12 protein-coding genes and 1 riboswitch are annotated in these 16,089 nt (G+C 66.5%); of the genes, 5 read left to right on the top strand and 7 right to left on the bottom strand.

All coding sequences use genetic code 11. The annotated features are described in order from the left end of the window. The first annotated feature begins 30 nt into the window (after positions 1-30). From ASE82_RS15450 to ASE82_RS15460, 3 genes are all read left to right on the top strand, one after another. Positions 31-1,218 carry an acetyl-CoA C-acetyltransferase gene (locus ASE82_RS15450; RefSeq protein WP_056065200.1) on the top strand — a complete coding sequence of 396 codons (1,188 nt, stop codon included), beginning with the start codon at positions 31-33 and terminating at the stop codon, positions 1,216-1,218. A 294-nt stretch (positions 1,219-1,512) separates the two neighbouring features. Beyond that, positions 1,513-4,746 (top strand): TonB-dependent receptor domain-containing protein, encoded by a 3,234-nt coding sequence (locus ASE82_RS15455; protein ID WP_443025116.1) that lies wholly within the window; start codon positions 1,513-1,515, stop codon positions 4,744-4,746. Positions 4,747-4,825: 79 nt separating this feature from the next. After that, a complete protein-coding gene (locus tag ASE82_RS15460; protein WP_056065204.1) occupies positions 4,826-5,809 on the top strand; it encodes a 2OG-Fe(II) oxygenase in 984 nt (327 codons plus the stop codon). Positions 5,810-5,813: 4 nt separating this feature from the next. Here the strand turns inward: ASE82_RS15460 and alr are convergent, their stop codons facing one another. From alr to ASE82_RS15495, 7 genes are all read right to left on the bottom strand, one after another. Continuing rightward, the gene (alr, locus tag ASE82_RS15465) at positions 5,814-6,839 is read right to left on the bottom strand and encodes an alanine racemase (protein ID WP_235524760.1); all 1,026 of its coding nucleotides are present in this window, start codon (positions 6,837-6,839) and stop codon (positions 5,814-5,816) included. Positions 6,840-6,888: 49 nt separating this feature from the next. Further along, the gene (locus ASE82_RS15470) at positions 6,889-7,668 is read right to left on the bottom strand and encodes an ABC transporter ATP-binding protein (RefSeq protein WP_056065208.1); all 780 of its coding nucleotides are present in this window, start codon (positions 7,666-7,668) and stop codon (positions 6,889-6,891) included. Further along, the gene (locus ASE82_RS15475; RefSeq protein WP_056065210.1) at positions 7,659-8,627 is read right to left on the bottom strand and encodes a FecCD family ABC transporter permease; all 969 of its coding nucleotides are present in this window, start codon (positions 8,625-8,627) and stop codon (positions 7,659-7,661) included. Before ASE82_RS15475 ends, ASE82_RS15470 begins: the two co-directional genes overlap by 10 nt. A gap of 157 nt (positions 8,628-8,784) precedes the next feature. After that, positions 8,785-9,591 carry an ABC transporter substrate-binding protein gene (locus tag ASE82_RS15480; RefSeq protein ID WP_056065212.1) on the bottom strand — a complete coding sequence of 269 codons (807 nt, stop codon included), beginning with the start codon at positions 9,589-9,591 and terminating at the stop codon, positions 8,785-8,787. Beyond that, positions 9,588-11,486, bottom strand: coding sequence for a TonB-dependent receptor plug domain-containing protein (locus ASE82_RS15485; RefSeq protein WP_056065214.1), 1,899 nt, complete (start codon positions 11,484-11,486; stop codon positions 9,588-9,590). The genes ASE82_RS15480 and ASE82_RS15485 overlap by 4 nt, the downstream gene beginning before the upstream one ends. Before the next feature lie 116 nt (positions 11,487-11,602). After that, positions 11,603-11,803, bottom strand: a riboswitch (cobalamin riboswitch). A 313-nt stretch (positions 11,804-12,116) separates the two neighbouring features. Further along, positions 12,117-14,180, bottom strand: coding sequence for a TonB-dependent receptor (locus tag ASE82_RS15490; protein WP_156348920.1), 2,064 nt, complete (start codon positions 14,178-14,180; stop codon positions 12,117-12,119). A 48-nt stretch (positions 14,181-14,228) separates the two neighbouring features. Continuing rightward, positions 14,229-14,693 (bottom strand): DUF4126 family protein, encoded by a 465-nt coding sequence (locus ASE82_RS15495; protein WP_156348921.1) that lies wholly within the window; start codon positions 14,691-14,693, stop codon positions 14,229-14,231. Between the two features lie 147 nt (positions 14,694-14,840). On the opposite strand from ASE82_RS15495, the gene ASE82_RS15500 reads away from it, so the two are divergent. Both ASE82_RS15500 and msrB read left to right on the top strand, forming a co-directional pair. Further along, positions 14,841-15,602 carry an SDR family NAD(P)-dependent oxidoreductase gene (locus ASE82_RS15500; protein WP_056065217.1) on the top strand — a complete coding sequence of 254 codons (762 nt, stop codon included), beginning with the start codon at positions 14,841-14,843 and terminating at the stop codon, positions 15,600-15,602. Between the two features lie 16 nt (positions 15,603-15,618). After that, a complete protein-coding gene (msrB, locus tag ASE82_RS15505) occupies positions 15,619-16,068 on the top strand; it encodes a peptide-methionine (R)-S-oxide reductase MsrB (RefSeq protein ID WP_056065219.1) in 450 nt (149 codons plus the stop codon). Positions 16,069-16,089: the final 21 nt, after the last annotated feature.

A 16,089-nucleotide genomic window follows, 5' to 3' on the forward strand; every position in this document is an offset into this window, starting at 1 on the left:
ACATGGGGTCCAACCATAGAGGATCCCGACATGACCGACCTGAACCCCCACGACGTCGTCATCACCGCCGCCAAGCGCACCCCCGTCGGCAGCTTCCTCGGCGCGTTCGCGAGCGTACCCGCGCACGAACTCGGTCGCATCGCGATCGAAGCCGCGCTCGAACAGGCGGGTGTGGCCGGCGAAGACGTCTCCGAAGTGATCCTCGGCCAGGTCCTCACCGCAGCCCAGGGCCAGAACCCCGCCCGCCAGGCCTCGATGGCGGCCGGCGTGCCCAAGGAAATCCCCGCCTGGGGCGTCAACCAAGTCTGCGGCTCGGGCCTCCGCGCGGTCGCACTCGCCGCACAGGCGATCCAGACCGGCGACGCGACCATCGTCGTCGCGGGCGGCCAGGAATCGATGTCGCTCTCCGCGCACGCCCAATCGATCCGCGGCGGCCAGAAGATGGGCAATCTCAGCCTCGTCGACACGATGGTCAGCGACGGCCTGACCGACGTCTTCAACGGCTATCACATGGGCATCACCGCCGAGAACCTCGCCGAGCAATACCAGGTCACGCGCGGCGAGCAGGACGCCTTCTCGGTCGCGTCGCAGAACAAGGCCGAGGCCGCACGCGGATCAGGCCGTTTCAAGGACGAGATCGCGCCCGTCACGATCAAGGGCCGCAAGGGCGACACCGTGGTAGCCGACGACGAGTACATCCGCGCCGGCGCGACGATCGAGAGCGTCTCCGGTGTGAAGCCGGCGTTCAAGAAGGACGGCACCGTCACCGCCGCCAACGCCAGCGGCCTCAACGACGGCGCCGCCGCGCTCGTGATGATGCGCCGCGACGAAGCCGAACGCCGCGGCTCGACCATCCTCGCGACGATCAAGAGCTGGGCCTCGGCCGGCGTCGACCCGTCGATCATGGGCATCGGCCCCGTCCCCGCCACAAGGCGCGCGCTGGAGAAGGCCGGCTGGACGCTAGCCGACCTCGACCTGATCGAAGCTAACGAAGCCTTCGCCGCCCAGGCACTGTCGGTCGGCAAGGAACTCGGCTGGGACGCATCGAAGGTCAACGTCAACGGCGGCGCCATCGCGATCGGCCACCCGATCGGCGCCAGCGGCGCCCGCGTCCTGACGACGCTGATCTACGAGATGCAGAAGCGCGATTCGAAGAAGGGACTCGCCACGCTTTGCATCGGCGGCGGCATGGGGATCGCCATGTGTATCGAGCGGTAAGACCCCAAAATCCCGTAACTTTGTATCGATAGCGCTACCGGGTGTGACAAATTGTGACGATTTTGTCACATCCGGTTGCAAACGTACAGGTGAGCTCATCTCAACCTGAACACAGGCTTGCCAGTTCGCTGCTATGCGGGCTGTATGTCACCCATAACGGCAAAAGTGCCGGAAAATGGGGGACATTAATTGTCTAGAGCACGTGATTTCCTATCTGCGACGATCCTTGCGGCCGGAGCTGTCATCCTGCCGTCCGCGGCATCCGCGCAGGTCGCACCCGCGACGGCCGGAGGAGTGCCCGACGGTGCTAATTCTCAGGCTTGCACGCCAACCCCGGGGTCGCCTTGCCCGGACGGCACGACGCTGGAGAGCGCAGACGGCCAAGAAGCCAAAAATGGTGAAATCACCGTTACGGGCTCACGCATTCGTCGCCCTAACCTAGACTCGGCCGTCCCGATCACCTCGATCGCTGGCGACGTCTTCTTCCAGCGCGGCAACACCAACGTGGGTGACACGCTGAACGATCTGCCGCAGCTGCGCAGCACGTTCTCGCAGCAGAATCCCGGCTCGGGCATCGGCATCGCCGGTCTCAGCCTGCTCGATCTTCGTGGACTCGGCACGTCGCGTACACTGGTGTTGGTCAATGGCCGTCGTCACGTTCCAGCCGATATCCTTAACAACGCGGTTTCGCCCGACGTCAGTTCAATTCCGAACGACCTGATCGAGCGGGTCGACATCGTTACCGGTGCTCAATCGTCGGTCTACGGCTCTGACGCGATCGCCGGTGTCGTCAACTTCGTGCTGCGCGACAGCTACGACGGCGCGCAGATCCGCGGCCAGGCTGGCGTTTCCGAAAAGGGCTTCGGCGGCAATCAGTACGTGTCGGCGATGGTCGGCAAGAACTTCGCCGATGGCCGTGGCAATTTGACGCTGCACGGTGAATACTCGCATCAGGAGCGTGTTTTCGGATCGGACATTCCCTCGTTCCGCCGCGTTGACGGACTTGGCATCGTCGATGTTGATCCTGCAGGCCTGCCCAACGGCAGCGACGGTTTCCCAGATCGTATCTTCCTCCGCGACATCCGTAGCGCCGCCATTAACCGCTATGGTCTGGTCCCGATCACGCAGCTGTCGACCAACCCCGGTTGCGGTACGGGGATCGGCTCCACCAACGGGGCGCCCGGCACAACGGGTGGCACGGCGTATAACTGCACCTACGTCTTCTCGCAGGACGGACGCCTCACGCCCCAGACCGGCACCCGTTACGGCCAAGGTATCATCGGCGGCATTCTCGGCGGCAACGGCCAGACCGGTCGAGAAGGTCAACTTTTGTCGGTGCTGCCGTACCAGCAGCGGTTGAACTTCAACCTCCTTGGCCACTTCAAGGTCAGCGATGCATTCGTGCCCTTTATCGAAGCCAAGTGGAATCGTGTCGATGCGGTCGGATCCAACGCTGGACCGTCGTTCATCCAGGGGACTTTTAGCCAGTTGGATCTGCGCGAGCGCGTTCGCCTCGACAACCCGTTCCTCAATCCGGCTGACCGCGCAACGCTTGCCAATGCAATCCTAGCGTCAGGCTGCAACACCAGCCTGACGGCCGCCTGCTCGCCGACGGGAAGCCGCTCGACGTTCGGCGGTCAAGGTATCGGCGGCCCTCTGAACGCAGCGGATCGCGCGGCAATCGCAGCTGGAACCTATCGCTTCGTGGACTCGCGTGTCCTTGCCGACTCCGGAATTCGCGACGAGAAGTTCCGTCGTGACACCTACCGGATCGTCGGTGGCGTACGCGGCAACTTCAACGACGACTGGAACTACGAAATCTCGGGCAACTACGGCAAGTTCAAGGAAGACACGACGACGTTCGGCTATCTCGACAAGCAGCGCTTCCTGCTGTCGCTCGACGCAGGCCGTAACCCGGCAAACGGCCAGATCCAGTGCCGCGCACAGTTCGATGCGGCTTCCGCGGTGCCGTTCGCCGGCAGCGACGCGCGTCTCGCCAGCGACATCGCGGCGTGCGTTCCCTACAACCCGTTCGGTGGCGCGGACAACTCGGCAGCGGCGAACTACTTCCGCTACAACGCCCGCCACAAGGCAAGCCTGTCGCAGCTCGATATCCAGGGCTTTGTCGGAGGCGATCTGAGCCAGCTGTTCGAACTGCCGGGTGGTCCGATCGGCTTCTCGCTCGGTGGCGAATATCGCAAGGAGCGTGCACGTTACCAGAACGATCCGTTCGTCGAGAGCGGCGCGACCAATGCGGTCATCATCGGCGAGTTCGACCCGCCTGCGTTCGAGGTGAAGGAAGCGTTCGGCGAAATCCGCATTCCGCTGTTGAAGAACATGCCGTTCTTCCACGAACTGACGTTCAACGGTGCAGGGCGCGTGTCCGACTACAAGGGCTCCGTCGGCACGGTCTATACTTACAACTTTGGCGGAGAATGGGCTCCGATCCCCGACATCCGCTTCCGTGCGAACTACGGCAAGTCGGTTCGTGCACCGAACGTGTCGGAAACCGGCTTCCCGGCAGTGCCCAACTTCGCACCGGGCTTCCTCGATCCTTGCGCGTCGGGCAACATCGCCAACAACCCCAATCGTGCGGGCAACTGCCTCGCCGACCTCGGTGCCGGCTTGCTCGCAGGACTGCCAAACGTCTCATATTCGCTGAACATCATCAGCGGCAGCAATCCGAACCTGGATGCCGAGACCTCTAAGTCGCTCACTCTGGGCGGCGTGTTTACCCCGCGTGCCGTGCCCGGCCTGTCGCTGAGCGTCGATTATTATGACATCAAGGTGAACAACGTCATCGTCTCGCTGACGGCACAGACGATCGCTAACAACTGCTATGACCAGGCTACGACCAGCAACATCTTCTGCTCGCTCTTCACGCGCTTCCGTGGGCCAGGCACCGGATCGTTCGGTGAGCAGCCGGGTCAGATCCTCGGCAACTCGCTGGTGTCGGCAGGCGTAAACTTTGCCAAGCGCGTCCGTCGCGGCATCGACGTCAACGTCGGCTACCGTGCGGAAATTGCCAACGACGTCCGGATCAACTCGAGTGTGATCTATGTCCATGGCCTTGAAAGCAGCAACTTCGAGAACCCGGCAATCCCGTCATTCGAGAACAGGTTGCTCGGCGAACTCGGCGATCCGGTCGACGAAGTCCGCTTCGACACCGACCTTAGCGTAGGTGCGGTCAGCTTCGGTTATCGGCTCCGCTATATTGGGCCGATGTGGGTGAACGCGTACGAAGACTTCAACGCGCTGCAATCGGCATGCACGCCTGCCGGTTGTCCACCAGTCAACGCGGATTACTCGGATATCCGCAAGTACCCGAACGTCTTCTACAACGACGTACGGTTCACCTGGAACCTGTCGAACCAGGGCGGTGCCGGCGATGACTTCCAGTTCTACTTCGGTGTCGACAACGTTCTGAACAAGCTGCCGCCGCTCGGCAGTTCCGGCACCGGCGCCGGCAGCTCGATCTACGACATCCGTGGGCGTAACTTCTATGCGGGCGTCCGCGCACGCTTCTGATCCGGTTCCAAACGAACCAGACGTGCGATATTGTGGGGTCGGTGGTTTCCACCGGCCCCCTTTTTTTTATGGGTGACGAATGATCCACGATCCCGTTGCGCAAGCCGATCGCCTGCTCGCCGCAGGCCGCGTTCGCGACGCCGTGATGCTGATCGAGCAGGCTGGCCATTCGGGCAACATCGATGCGCTGTTCCGGCATGCGACGTGGAAGCTCGCGGGTACTCCCATCCCGCGCGATTTGCCCGGCGCGCGCGTCCTGCTTCGACAGGCGACGTCGCTGGGCAATCCAGAAGCGGCGCTCGTCGAGATCGCACTGACTGCGAACGGCAGTGGCGCCCCAGCGGATTGGGCCGGCGCCCGCGCTTTGCTCGACGCGGCGGCGGGAACCGATCAGGTCGCCGCCGACCAACTGACCCTGCTTGATGCAATGACGCTAACCAAAGACGGTGCGCCAATCGATCCACCACGCGCGCAGAGGATCGGCGAGAACCCCGACGTTCGGCATATCGCCCGGCTATTCACGCAGGAGGAGTGCCTCCATATCGCCCAGTGCGCGGCCGATATGCTTCAACCCGCGACGGTCGCCGATCCGCGGACCGGGCGTAACGTCGCCAACCCGGTCCGCACGTCCGATGGCGCCGTCATCGGCCCGACCCGCGAGACGCTGGTCGTCCAGGCGCTGAACCGACGCCTTGCGGCCGTCACCGGGACAGACTGGCGGCAAGGCGAAGCGCTGTCGATATTACGCTACCAACCCGGCCAGCAGTTCCGACCGCATGTCGATGCATTGCCGGTCACGAGCAACCAGCGCATCCGGACTGTCCTGGTCTATCTGAACGAAGGCTTTGCTGGCGGCGCGACCTATTTCGTGAACAACGCACTCAGGGTGACGCCACGCACCGGCGATGCGATCATCTTCGACAATGTTCGCGCGGATGGCTCGATCGATCCGGCGACGCAACATGCGGGAGAACCGGTCACCGCCGGGGTCAAGTGGCTCGCAACACGCTGGATTCGCGCGCGACCGTTCAGTGTCTGGACCGGCCCCGAAAACGCGGCATGATCGCTCAATTCCACATCCGCACGAACCGGCCGCCCAGCCCTGTCAGCAACTCGTACTGGCTCATGCCTGACGCCGCCGCCGCCGCAGGAAGTCGATAGTCGAACGACACCCAGTCCCCCTCGATCTCGTCCCCCGCCAGGGCGATCGCCACCAGGTCCATCGAAACGCGGCCCAGAACCGGCAAATCGTTGCCCGCAACGGACGACGCTGTTCCGATATTGGAAAAACCCCGCCAATAGCCGTCCGCATAGCCGAGGTTGACGATTCCCACCTCGGTATCGACAGCCGCATACCACTGCGCATTGTAACCGACGCTCCCACCCCTGGAGACGCGACGCCGTTGTAGTATCTGCGCTTCGGGCCTGACCACTTGTCGGATCAGATCGCCCAGTTCGGGCCGGGGGATGCCGCCATACAGAGCAAGGCCGGGCCGTGTCAGGTCGAACGCATATCGCTCGCCAAGCGCGACTCCCCCCGAGTTTGCCAAGCTCATGCGTTTAGCCATCGTCCTACCGACCAACGCCGCAAACCGGTCGCGCTGTTCCGCGTTCATCAGCGAATCCTCGTCAGCGCAGGCCAGGTGGCTCATCAGCGTTTCGATCTGGAGCCCGTCGAGTAGGCCGCTTGCGACGTCGTCCGCCGACACGCCGAGGCGGTTCATGCCGGTGTCGACCATGACGTCGCACACGCCGCCCCCGGCTGCCTTCCAGCGCGCAACTTGTGTCGGGGTGTTGAGGACCGGGCGGGCGAAGCTGGCGGCTGCGGCGGGCATGTCTTCCGCGCGGACGCCGTGGAGGACGGAAACCGTCAGGCCCAGCGGCGCGAGTTCGGCGGCTTCCTGCCAGTTCGAGACGAAGAAGTCGCGGCACCCTGCGTGTGCCAGGCGGCTCGCGACTTCGATCGCACCGAGACCGTAGCCGTTCGCCTTCACCGCGGCGCCGCACGCTGCGGTGCCGCTCATGCGGTCGAGCGTGCGCCAGTTCTGGACGAGAGCGTCGCCGTCTAGGCGCAGGCGGAGGGGGGCATGAATATCGATCACCCGGCGTGGGATAGTGCCGCGGGCGCGGCGCGTCGACCGTCTATGCCGCCTCGATGCGTCCGACCGGCACGAGCAGGCAGCCGTTGCCGTCGTCCAACCCGGCCACCCGGACTCCGAATACATCGCCGAGCGTTTCCGCGGTCATCACCTGGGCCACGGGACCGAACGCGACGACGCGGCCATCGGCGAGCAGCAGCGCGTCGTCGGCCGCGCGCTGTGCCTGGACGAGGTCATGGAGGACGATCGCCACCCCTGCCCCGCCGAGCGCATAGCCTCGCAGGCGGGCGAGCAGGTCGATCTGGTGCGACGGGTCGAGGCTCGCGAGCGGTTCGTCGGCGAGCAGCCAGCGCGGCTCGCCCGCCAGCACGCGCGCAAGCAGGACGCGCGCGCGCTCGCCGCCGGAGAGTTCGCCGACCGGGCGATCGGCGAGGTGCGTGGTCTCGGTGTCGTGCATCGCGCGGTCGACGGCGTCGCGGTCTTCGGGCGACGGGGCAGCATGGGCGCCGAGGTGCGGAAGGCGGCCGAGCGCGACGACATCGCGCGCAACGATGTTCCAGTGGACCGTTGCGTCCTGCGGGAGATAGCCGATCGCGCGTGCGCGGGCGCGCGGGTCCATACTGGCGACGTCCTGCGCATCGAGGCGGACGCTGCCGGTGCTGCGGTCGACGAGCGCGGCAGCCGCCTTGACAACCGTGCTCTTGCCGGCGCCGTTGGGGCCGAGGATCGCGGTGACTCGGCCGGGGCGGAGATGCGCGGAGACGTCGTGGAGGACGGTACGTTTGCCGAGCTTCACGCGCAGTGTGTCGATAATCAGATCCATGCGCGGCCCCGTTCCTTGACCAGCAATCCGAGGAAGAACGGCGCGCCGATCATCGCCATCGCGACGCCGAGCCGTACTTCGCCAGCGCCGGGTGCGAGGCGGACGAGGCTGTCGGCAGCGAGCACGAGCGCCGCTCCACCGAGTGCGGAGGGGAGTAGCAAGGCGCTCGGGCGGTGGCCGAAGATCGGCCGCAGGAGGTGCGGTACGACCAGCCCGACGAAGCCGATCACGCCGGTCACCGCGACGCCTGCGCCAACCACTAGGCCGGTGCCGAGCACCACCAGCAACCGGACGCGACCCATCCGTATGCCTAGCGAGCGCGCCGCAGTCTCGCCGAGCGACAGCGCGTCGAGACTGCGGCCGGTGAGCATCAGCAGCACGGCGCCGACGACCATCGGCGGGAGCGCGAGCGTCACGTCGTCCCAGCCGCGATCGGTCAACGCGCCCATGATCCAGTCGATCACCTCGGCGACCGCATAGGGGTTCGGCGCGATCGAGATCAGGAACGCAGTCAGCGCGCCGGCAAGGCTCGAGAGCACCGTGCCCGCGAGGATGAAGGTGATCGCGCTCGGCGACCGCCATGTCAGCGCGGCGAGCAGCGCGACCGCACCGCCTGCGCCCAGCATCGCGGCGGCGAAGATCGCGGGGCTCGAGCCGAGCCCGAACACGATCGCCGCTACTGCCGCGAGCGCTGCGACCGACGACACGCCAACGACTGCCGGGTCGGCGAGCGGGTTGCGGAGATAGCCCTGCAGCACCGCACCCGACAGCCCGAGCGTGGCGCCGAGCGCTAGCCCAAGCACCGCACGTGGCAGACGTAGCTCGAGAATGATCCACCAGCGCGGGTCGGTCGAGAACCAGGCAGAGGCCGGCACCCAGACCTTGCCGCAGCCGAGCGACAGGCCGAATAGGAGAATCACAAGCAGGACGAGCACGATAACTTTGAGCGTGCGGGTCATCGAAACGCCTCCTCGCCCATGCCGACCACCGCCACCACCCCGGCGGAGGCCGGGGCCCAACTGGGGGACGGTCGTGACGGCGCGCGGCACTCCGTTACTTCCGCCATTCCAATTGGCCCCCGGCCGCCGCCGGGGTGGTTCTGGTATAGTCGCCGCATCACAGCCCCGCCCGAATGGCGGCGAGGCGTTCGAGCGCCGGTGGAATGGTCGGGCCGCCGCAATTGATCAGGACGCGCGGGAAGACGGCTTGCGGCGTGTTCGGCAGCAGGCGGCGGCGCAGTGTCGTGCCACGGCTGGCGCGTTCAGGGGCGATCACGACGGCGGGCGGCTGCGTCACGATCGTCTCGGCGGACAGCGTGCCGGTATGCGTCAGGCCGTAGCTCGCGGCGGCGTTGCGAAAGCCGACACGCGTCATCATGTCGTTCAGCAACGTGCTCCCCCCGGTCGCGAGATCGCCGCTGATATAGAGCAACGCGCTCGGCGAAGCGCCATCCTTGCGGCTCCAGCGTACCACTGCGCGGTCGATCTCGGCATTGATCCGCGCGCCGCCCATCGGCGCTCCGGCAGCGTCGGCGATCTGCGTCACCTGCGCCTGGCTCTCCGCGATCGAGTCGGGAATGCCGACCAGCAGCGTCTTCAGTCCGGCGCGCGCGTAGGCCGCCTGAGTCGCGGGCGGCGTGTAGGTGCTGGCGATGACCAGATCGGGGTGCAGCGCGATCACCTCCTCCGCGGTCCCGGCGATCCCGCGGAACCGCCTCGCGACGGCGATCGGGATCGAGGTCGCGGAGGGATCCTGCGAATAATGGCTGATCGCGGCGATCCTTGCGGGCGGCAGGATGCGGACGAGCACCGAATCCACGCACGGATTGGTCGAGACGATCCCCCCGCCTCCGCTCGCGGCGACACCTGGGGGCTTGCCGCAGCCCCCAAGCAGGAGCGCAAGGAGAATCGCCGCGCGCCTCACTTCAGGCGCAACCGCACGCCGCCATAGGCCGCGCGGCCGTAATTACCGTAGCCTGCGATCGTTTCGTACCGCGAGTCGGTCAGGTTATCGACGCGGCCATAGACCGCGAACCGCTCGCCGATCGGCAGTTCCGCACGCACGCCGGCCAGCGCATAGCCGTCGAGACGTGTGGTATTGCTCGCCTCGTCGAAGCTGTCGCCGACCATCGTAACGGTGCCGCCGACGGAGAGGCCGAACGCGAACCCGTAATCGGCGTCGACGCTCGCGGTGTGCCTGGGCCGGCGCGCGAGATCATTGCCGAAATTGTCCCCGATCGAGCGGTTCTCGGTATCGATATAGCTGTAGTTGGCGGTCAGTTTCAGCGCGTCGACCGGGCGCAGCGCGAGCGTAAACTCGACGCCATCCGCTTCGGCACGCGCGACGTTGTCGTAGACGCCAAACGGGCGATTGGCGCAGATCGAACTGGGCGTCGTCAGCTCGGTCGGGCTGCAATCGCGGAAGTCGATCTGGTTGCGCGTGCGGCGATTGAAGTAGGTCACCCCGACGCGGCCGCGGTTACCGAGGAAGGCTTGCTCGACGCCGACATCGAAGTTGCGCGCGGTCTCCGGATCGAGGCCGCGGTTCCCGTAGTCGGAGAAGAGCTGGTACAAGGTCGGTGCCTTGAAGCCCTCGCCATAGCTCGCGCGGACGGTGGTGCCGGTCCGCAATGCCAACGCTGCGTTGGCGCCGAACGTCGTGTGGCTGCCGAAATCGTCGTGGTCGTCGTTGCGGACGCCGCCGGTGACCGTGAGGACGTCGAGCGGCTTGACGATCAGCTGGCCATAGACGCTGGTGATGCCGGTATGCGCGAAGGTGACGCCGTCGTTGAAGCGGCTGTTCTCGCGCTCGACGCCGGCGACGACGCGCACTTGGTCGAGCGGACGGAAGTCGCCCTGATATTCATAGCGTTCGCTGCGGCCGCGGCCGAGAAACGTCACGTCCCCACCGGGCTGCGAGTAATTGTCGCGGTTGATATCGGCGATCGTGAACGCCACGCGGTTGTTGAACCGGCCGTCCGCGAAGTTCGCGTACAGCCCCGCATAACCGTACAGCTCCTGGGTGGTGGCGTAGGCGGGACTGTCGGCGACCACGTAGGTCTTCGGGTCGAAACCGTCGTCGATGTCGACGCGGCTGTCAGCGAAATAGCCGCGCAGGTCGAGGCCGATGCCCGGCGCGAACTCGACGCCGACCCGCCCGGTCGCGCCATATTGGCGATAGCCGTCGCGCTCCGTGCCGCTCGCCGCGGACGAGATACCGTCGGTGCGCAGATATCCGCCGGTCAGCGATCCGGACACAGGACCCGATTTGCCCGACACGCCCGCGCTCGCGAACACGCTGTCGGCATAGCCGTACTCGGCGTTGGCGCGCGCCTGCACGCCTTCGGTTGGCGCGGCGGTGATGATGTTGACGACGCCGCCGATCGCCTGGCTGCCCCAAGGCACCGAGTTCGGGCCGCGCAGGATCTCGATCCGCTCGACCGAGCTCGACAGGAGATTGCCGAAATTGAAGCCGCCGCCGGTCGACGACGGATCGTTGACGCGCACGCCATCGATCACGACGAGCGTCTGGTCCGCCTCGGCACCGCGGATGCGGACGCTGGTCAGCGCGCCGACCGTGCCGTTGCGCGTGACCGTGACGCCGGGCGTGGTCGCGAGCAGGTCGGAGACGATGGTGGTCTGCCGGCGCTCGATCTCGGCGCGGTCGATCACGGTCACGGCTTGGCCGATCTCGCTCAGCGGTTGCGCTGCACGGGTCGCGGTGACGACGATTTCGGGGGCGTCGGGGTCGGGAATGTCCTGCGCATAGGCGGGCGATGCGATCGCCGCGGCACTCAGGAGAAGGAAGAATTTCGTCATCGGCTGCGTCCTAACCAGAACCGCCAGCGACCATTCGCCGGGCGGCCAGACGTCTCTCGCTCGAGGAAACCCGGCATGACCGGAGCACTCGTCCGCGCCGGACACCCGCCCGCGCAGTGGATCGACCGTGAGAGGCAGGTCTCCTGGCTTCCGGGTCGCCGCGCCCACCCCGCCTTCCCAGGTCGAGACCCAGTGGCATATTCGGGGTGGCCGCTATCCGGTCACAGTTGCGGGTACAGCGCCGGTCTTGCGGACATATCCGCGCACCGACTTCCCTTTTGATCCCGTCGCCGGGAACCCTTCACGTAGGCGACATTAGTCGCGCGCCAGACACGGGTCAACGCGGCGCCTATTCATCCTCCCCGCCGGACGGAGTGGCGCTGAGTCAGCAGGCTCATGGTCCATCCCACCACCCCGGCGAAGGCCGGGGCCCAATTGGGAGACGTCGATAACGGAGCGCGGTGGCTCGTTATTGCCACCTTTCCAATTGGGCCCCGGCCTTCGCCGGGGTGGTGGCTTTAATGAATGGCAGTGCTCGCCCAAAATGTTCTCCCGCGAAGGCGGGAGGCCAGTCTAGTCCCCGCCTTCGCGGGGAAACATGCTGTCTTCGTTTCCCTGGCAGGGAGGATATCACCGCCCCCCGTAGCGCAGCCCGACCCAGATCGTCCGTGGCGTCGCGCGCTCGACGATGTTCGCACCGCTGATCCCCGCCTCGACGCGCTCGTCGAACAGATTCTCCCCGCGCACCTCCGCAACCAGCGAGCGCATGATCGGCAGCGCCGCATACCCGTCCAGCGTCGTCGCCGGATCGAGCACCCGCGTATTCTGGTCGTCATCGAACTGCCGCCCGATATGCCGCACCGTCAGCGACAGCGCAGTCGCATCGCGCCGCCAGTCTACCGTCCCCGACACCTGGTCGCGCGGCGTCTGCGCCGGTCGCAAGCCGTCCAGCGCGGCGGTGATCCCCGAACCCTCGACCTTCGAATTCGTGTGCGACCAAGATGCCTGCGCGCCAAACGGCCCCGGTCGATACGACGCATCCAGCTCGAACCCATGCGCGCGGATCGCGTCGAGGTTCTGGCGAACGCGGTAGGTCGTCACCCCCGGCAACACCTGCGGCGGGTTGGTCGTCGTGACGTTCGCCACCGCATCCTTCAGCCGGTTGTAGAAATACGTCGCGGCGATGCTCATCCCCGGCGCAGGCGTCAGCGTCACCCCGCCCTCGACACCGGTCAGCCGCTCCGGCGCCAACAGCGCGTTCGCCGCGGTCGCATCGTTGCCGACACGGAACGGGCGATACAGTTCGTTGAGCGTCGGCAACCGCCACCCGCGATACCCGGCCGCGCGCAGCGTGATCGCCTCGACCGGCTGGTACGCAACGCCTGCCCGGCCGGTCGTCTCGCTGCCGTCGCGATCCGCATACCGGAGGTTGGTCAACGCCGCGCCACCCGCCAGCGGCCGCTCGGACAGATAGCCACCGTCGATCGACCACCAGTCGACCCGGCCACCCAGGCTGAACGTGAAGTCGCCCGCGACCAGGCTCCCATCCGCGAACACGCCGGTCGTCGTCGTGCTCCCGCCAGCCTCGCGCCGCCGCGTCGGCACGGTATTGACGAACGTATACAGCTCTTGCGTCTTGCCGCTGACCTCGCGAACATCCGCGCCCAGACGCAGCGTGATGCTCTCGCCCAGCGGCGGCGCAATCTCGATCCGTCCGCCAAGCCCGGTCGCGGGCGTATTATACTGATTCAACGACTGGATCGCGGTCGACCGCGCGGCATTGATGCTGTTGAAGCTGCTCGCGAACGCGCGCGTCTGCAGATACGCCAGCGCCGAATACCCCCAGCGCCCGCGCCCGATGAGCCGGACGCTCGCGTCCGCGCCTTCGCTCTTGTTGTCGGTAAAGTCGCTCCCCCGGTCGCGCCGATCGGTGAACGCGCTCGCATTCATCTGCAATTCGGTCTTCGAGCCGATCCCGACGACGGTCCGCAGCGCGCCCGACGCCTGCTCGTACGGCGCGGCGCGATCGACGATTCCCCGGCTTTCCTCGACGGTCGGCGTGAAGCCGTCCCCGCGCGCATAGGCTCCGGACAAGGTCGCAAACCCAGACCCGTGCACCAGTGCCGCAGAGCCCTGTGCATCGACCGAATCCCGGCTGCCATACGCGACACTGCCCTGGAAAGGCGCCGCCTGGTCCGGCGTCGCGCTCTCGAGCTCGACCGTCCCCGCCAACGCCCCCGGCCCCTGATACCCGCTCCCGCCGCCGCGCGTCACGCGAATGCGCCCGAGCCGCCCCGTCGCATACGCCGGAAACGCGACCCAGCCGCCGAACGGATCCGCCTGCGGCACGCCGTCGAAGATCAGCAGCGCGCGACTGGAGGCATTGCCGCCGATCCCGCGCAGCGAAATCCCCTGGCTGGTCGGGTTGGCGCTGCGTGAGTCCGACCGACGAAACTGCTGGAGCCCCGCGACGTCGGCCAGCACGCTCTCCAGCCGATTGCTCGCATTCGCCTGTATCCGCGCACGATCGATAGTGACGACGTCGTACGCACGATCGCCGGGCGCATCGGCCAGCCCGCGCCCGGTGACGACGATGTCAGCCTGCTGGTCGCTAGGCGCGACAGTCGTCTGCGCGAACGCACCCCCGGACGAAATCAATACGAAGGCAAGCGTAGAGAGCGAGATACGGATCATCGCCGCCGCATGGCAGCTTTTCGGCCCGCCCGGAATACACGTCCGGCGTCAGGCCGCGCCAAGCTTCGCCGCGTTGCGCGCAATCGCCGCCGCGCCGCCAAGAACCACCGCATCCTCGACGAAACCCGTCGGCGTCTGGCCGTACTGCGACATCGCCGCCATCCGCGCACGCCAGCCCGGATAGGACGCGGCCACCGCCGTCAGTCCGCCGACCGCTGCACCGATCCACCGCTGCCGCCGCGGGACGAGCGACGCGCCCGCGATAGCCGACGTGACGAACCGCGCGGCCAGGCCGATCGCGACGATCCGGTCGGGCGCGGTCTTCTGCTTGTCCCCTGCCATCTCGCCGATCGCGAGCGCCAGCGCACCCGCCGCGACGATGGGATGCGACAGCAGCTTCGGCGCACCATTGTCGGCGGGCAGTTCGTCGCGAGCGGCGGCGATGGCGACCGCGGCGAGCGGCGTCATCGCGCGCTGGCCACCGACGAGGCCCATCAGGAAGGATGCGAGCATGATGATCTCCGGAAAAGCAGGTTCAATCGCATTAACGCACGCGGGACCAGCCGGGGTCCGCCGCCGATCCCCTTGATTCGACAGGGAAACCTGAACGCATGTCGGTCGTTCATCGCGGTATCTCCCAAAGCTTCAGGACACAGATCGATGAGATTCGATGGTAAGATCATAGTGATCACCGGTGCCGCCTCCGGCATCGGCGAAGGCGCCGCGCGTCGTTTCGCCGCGGAGGGCGCGACGCTCGTACTCGGCGACAAGGACACGGACGGTCTCGCGAAGGTCGCCGCCAGCCTCGACGGCACGACCGTCGAAACGCTCGAAACCGACGTCTCCGACATGGCCGCCTGCGAGGCGCTCGTCGCCCGCGCGATCGATAAGTTCGGTCGCATCGACGTGCTGGTCAACGATGCCGGCGTCGACCATCTCGGCAAGCTCGACGAAGGCGACCTTTCCGAATTCACCAAGGTCATCGAAACCGACCTCTACGGCGTCGTCCACATGAGCCGCGCCGCGATTGCCACGCTGCGCGCGAACAAGGGATGCATCGTCAACGTCTCGTCGGTGTCGGGCCTCGGCGGCGACTGGAACCACAGCTTCTACTGCGCCGCCAAGGGTGCGGTGACCAACTTCACGCGCGCGCTCGCGATGGACGAGGCGAAGCACGGCGTCCGCGTCAACGCGGTGAACCCCTCGCTGACCTACACCGCGCTGACAGCCGGTATGAAGGACCAGCCCGACCTGATCGCGAAGTTCGAGGAGCGCATCCCAATGGCACGCGGAGCACAGCCCGAAGACATCGCCGGCGCCATCGCGTTTTTGGCTAGCGCCGACGCGCACTATATAACTGGGGTCAACCTGCCGGTCGACGGCGGCCTGTCCGCCTCGAACGGCCAACCGGCGCTCTCCTGAGCGCGAGAGGATCACCATGACCGACTATAAGAAAACCGACGAGGCGATCGCCAAGCTCACGCCCGAGCAGTTCCACGTCACGCAGCAGAGCGGCACCGAGCGGCCGGGCACCGGCGAATATCTCAACACGCGCGAGCCCGGCCTCTACGTTGATATCGTCTCGGGCGAGCCACTGTTCGCGTCCGCCGACAAGTTCGATTCGCATTGCGGCTGGCCGAGCTTCACCAAGCCGATCATGCCCGAGCACGTCGCCGAACTGCACGATCGCAGCCACGGCATGGTCCGCACCGAGATCCGTTCGGCGGGTGCCGACAGCCACCTCGGCCACGTGTTCGAGGATGGCCCGCAGGACAAGGGCGGCCTGCGCTACTGCATCAACTCGGCGTCGCTGCGGTTCGTCCCGCGCGCCGAGATGGAAGCCAACGGGTATGCCGCATACCTGCCGCAGGTCGACGCGGCAGGCTGACGATGGCGCGTGAACGGTGTG

This window comes from Sphingomonas sp. Leaf230 (assembly GCF_001421745.1).
GTDB lineage: Bacteria > Pseudomonadota > Alphaproteobacteria > Sphingomonadales > Sphingomonadaceae > Sphingomonas.

Excerpts from the sequence above, each read along its gene's own strand:
- ASE82_RS15450 (WP_056065200.1), top strand. The coding sequence starts at position 31 with ATGACCGACCTGAACCCCCACGACGTCGTCATCACCGCCGCCAAGCGC.
- ASE82_RS15460 (WP_056065204.1), top strand. The coding sequence starts at position 4,826 with ATGATCCACGATCCCGTTGCGCAAGCCGATCGCCTGCTCGCCGCAGGC.
- ASE82_RS15470 (WP_056065208.1), bottom strand. The coding sequence starts at position 7,668 with ATGGATCTGATTATCGACACACTGCGCGTGAAGCTCGGCAAACGTACC.
- ASE82_RS15475 (WP_056065210.1), bottom strand. The coding sequence starts at position 8,627 with ATGACCCGCACGCTCAAAGTTATCGTGCTCGTCCTGCTTGTGATTCTC.
- ASE82_RS15485 (WP_056065214.1), bottom strand. The coding sequence starts at position 11,486 with ATGACGAAATTCTTCCTTCTCCTGAGTGCCGCGGCGATCGCATCGCCC.
- ASE82_RS15490 (WP_156348920.1), bottom strand. The coding sequence starts at position 14,180 with ATGATCCGTATCTCGCTCTCTACGCTTGCCTTCGTATTGATTTCGTCC.
- ASE82_RS15495 (WP_156348921.1), bottom strand. The coding sequence starts at position 14,693 with ATGCTCGCATCCTTCCTGATGGGCCTCGTCGGTGGCCAGCGCGCGATG.
- ASE82_RS15500 (WP_056065217.1), top strand. The coding sequence starts at position 14,841 with ATGAGATTCGATGGTAAGATCATAGTGATCACCGGTGCCGCCTCCGGC.
- msrB (WP_056065219.1), top strand. The coding sequence starts at position 15,619 with ATGACCGACTATAAGAAAACCGACGAGGCGATCGCCAAGCTCACGCCC.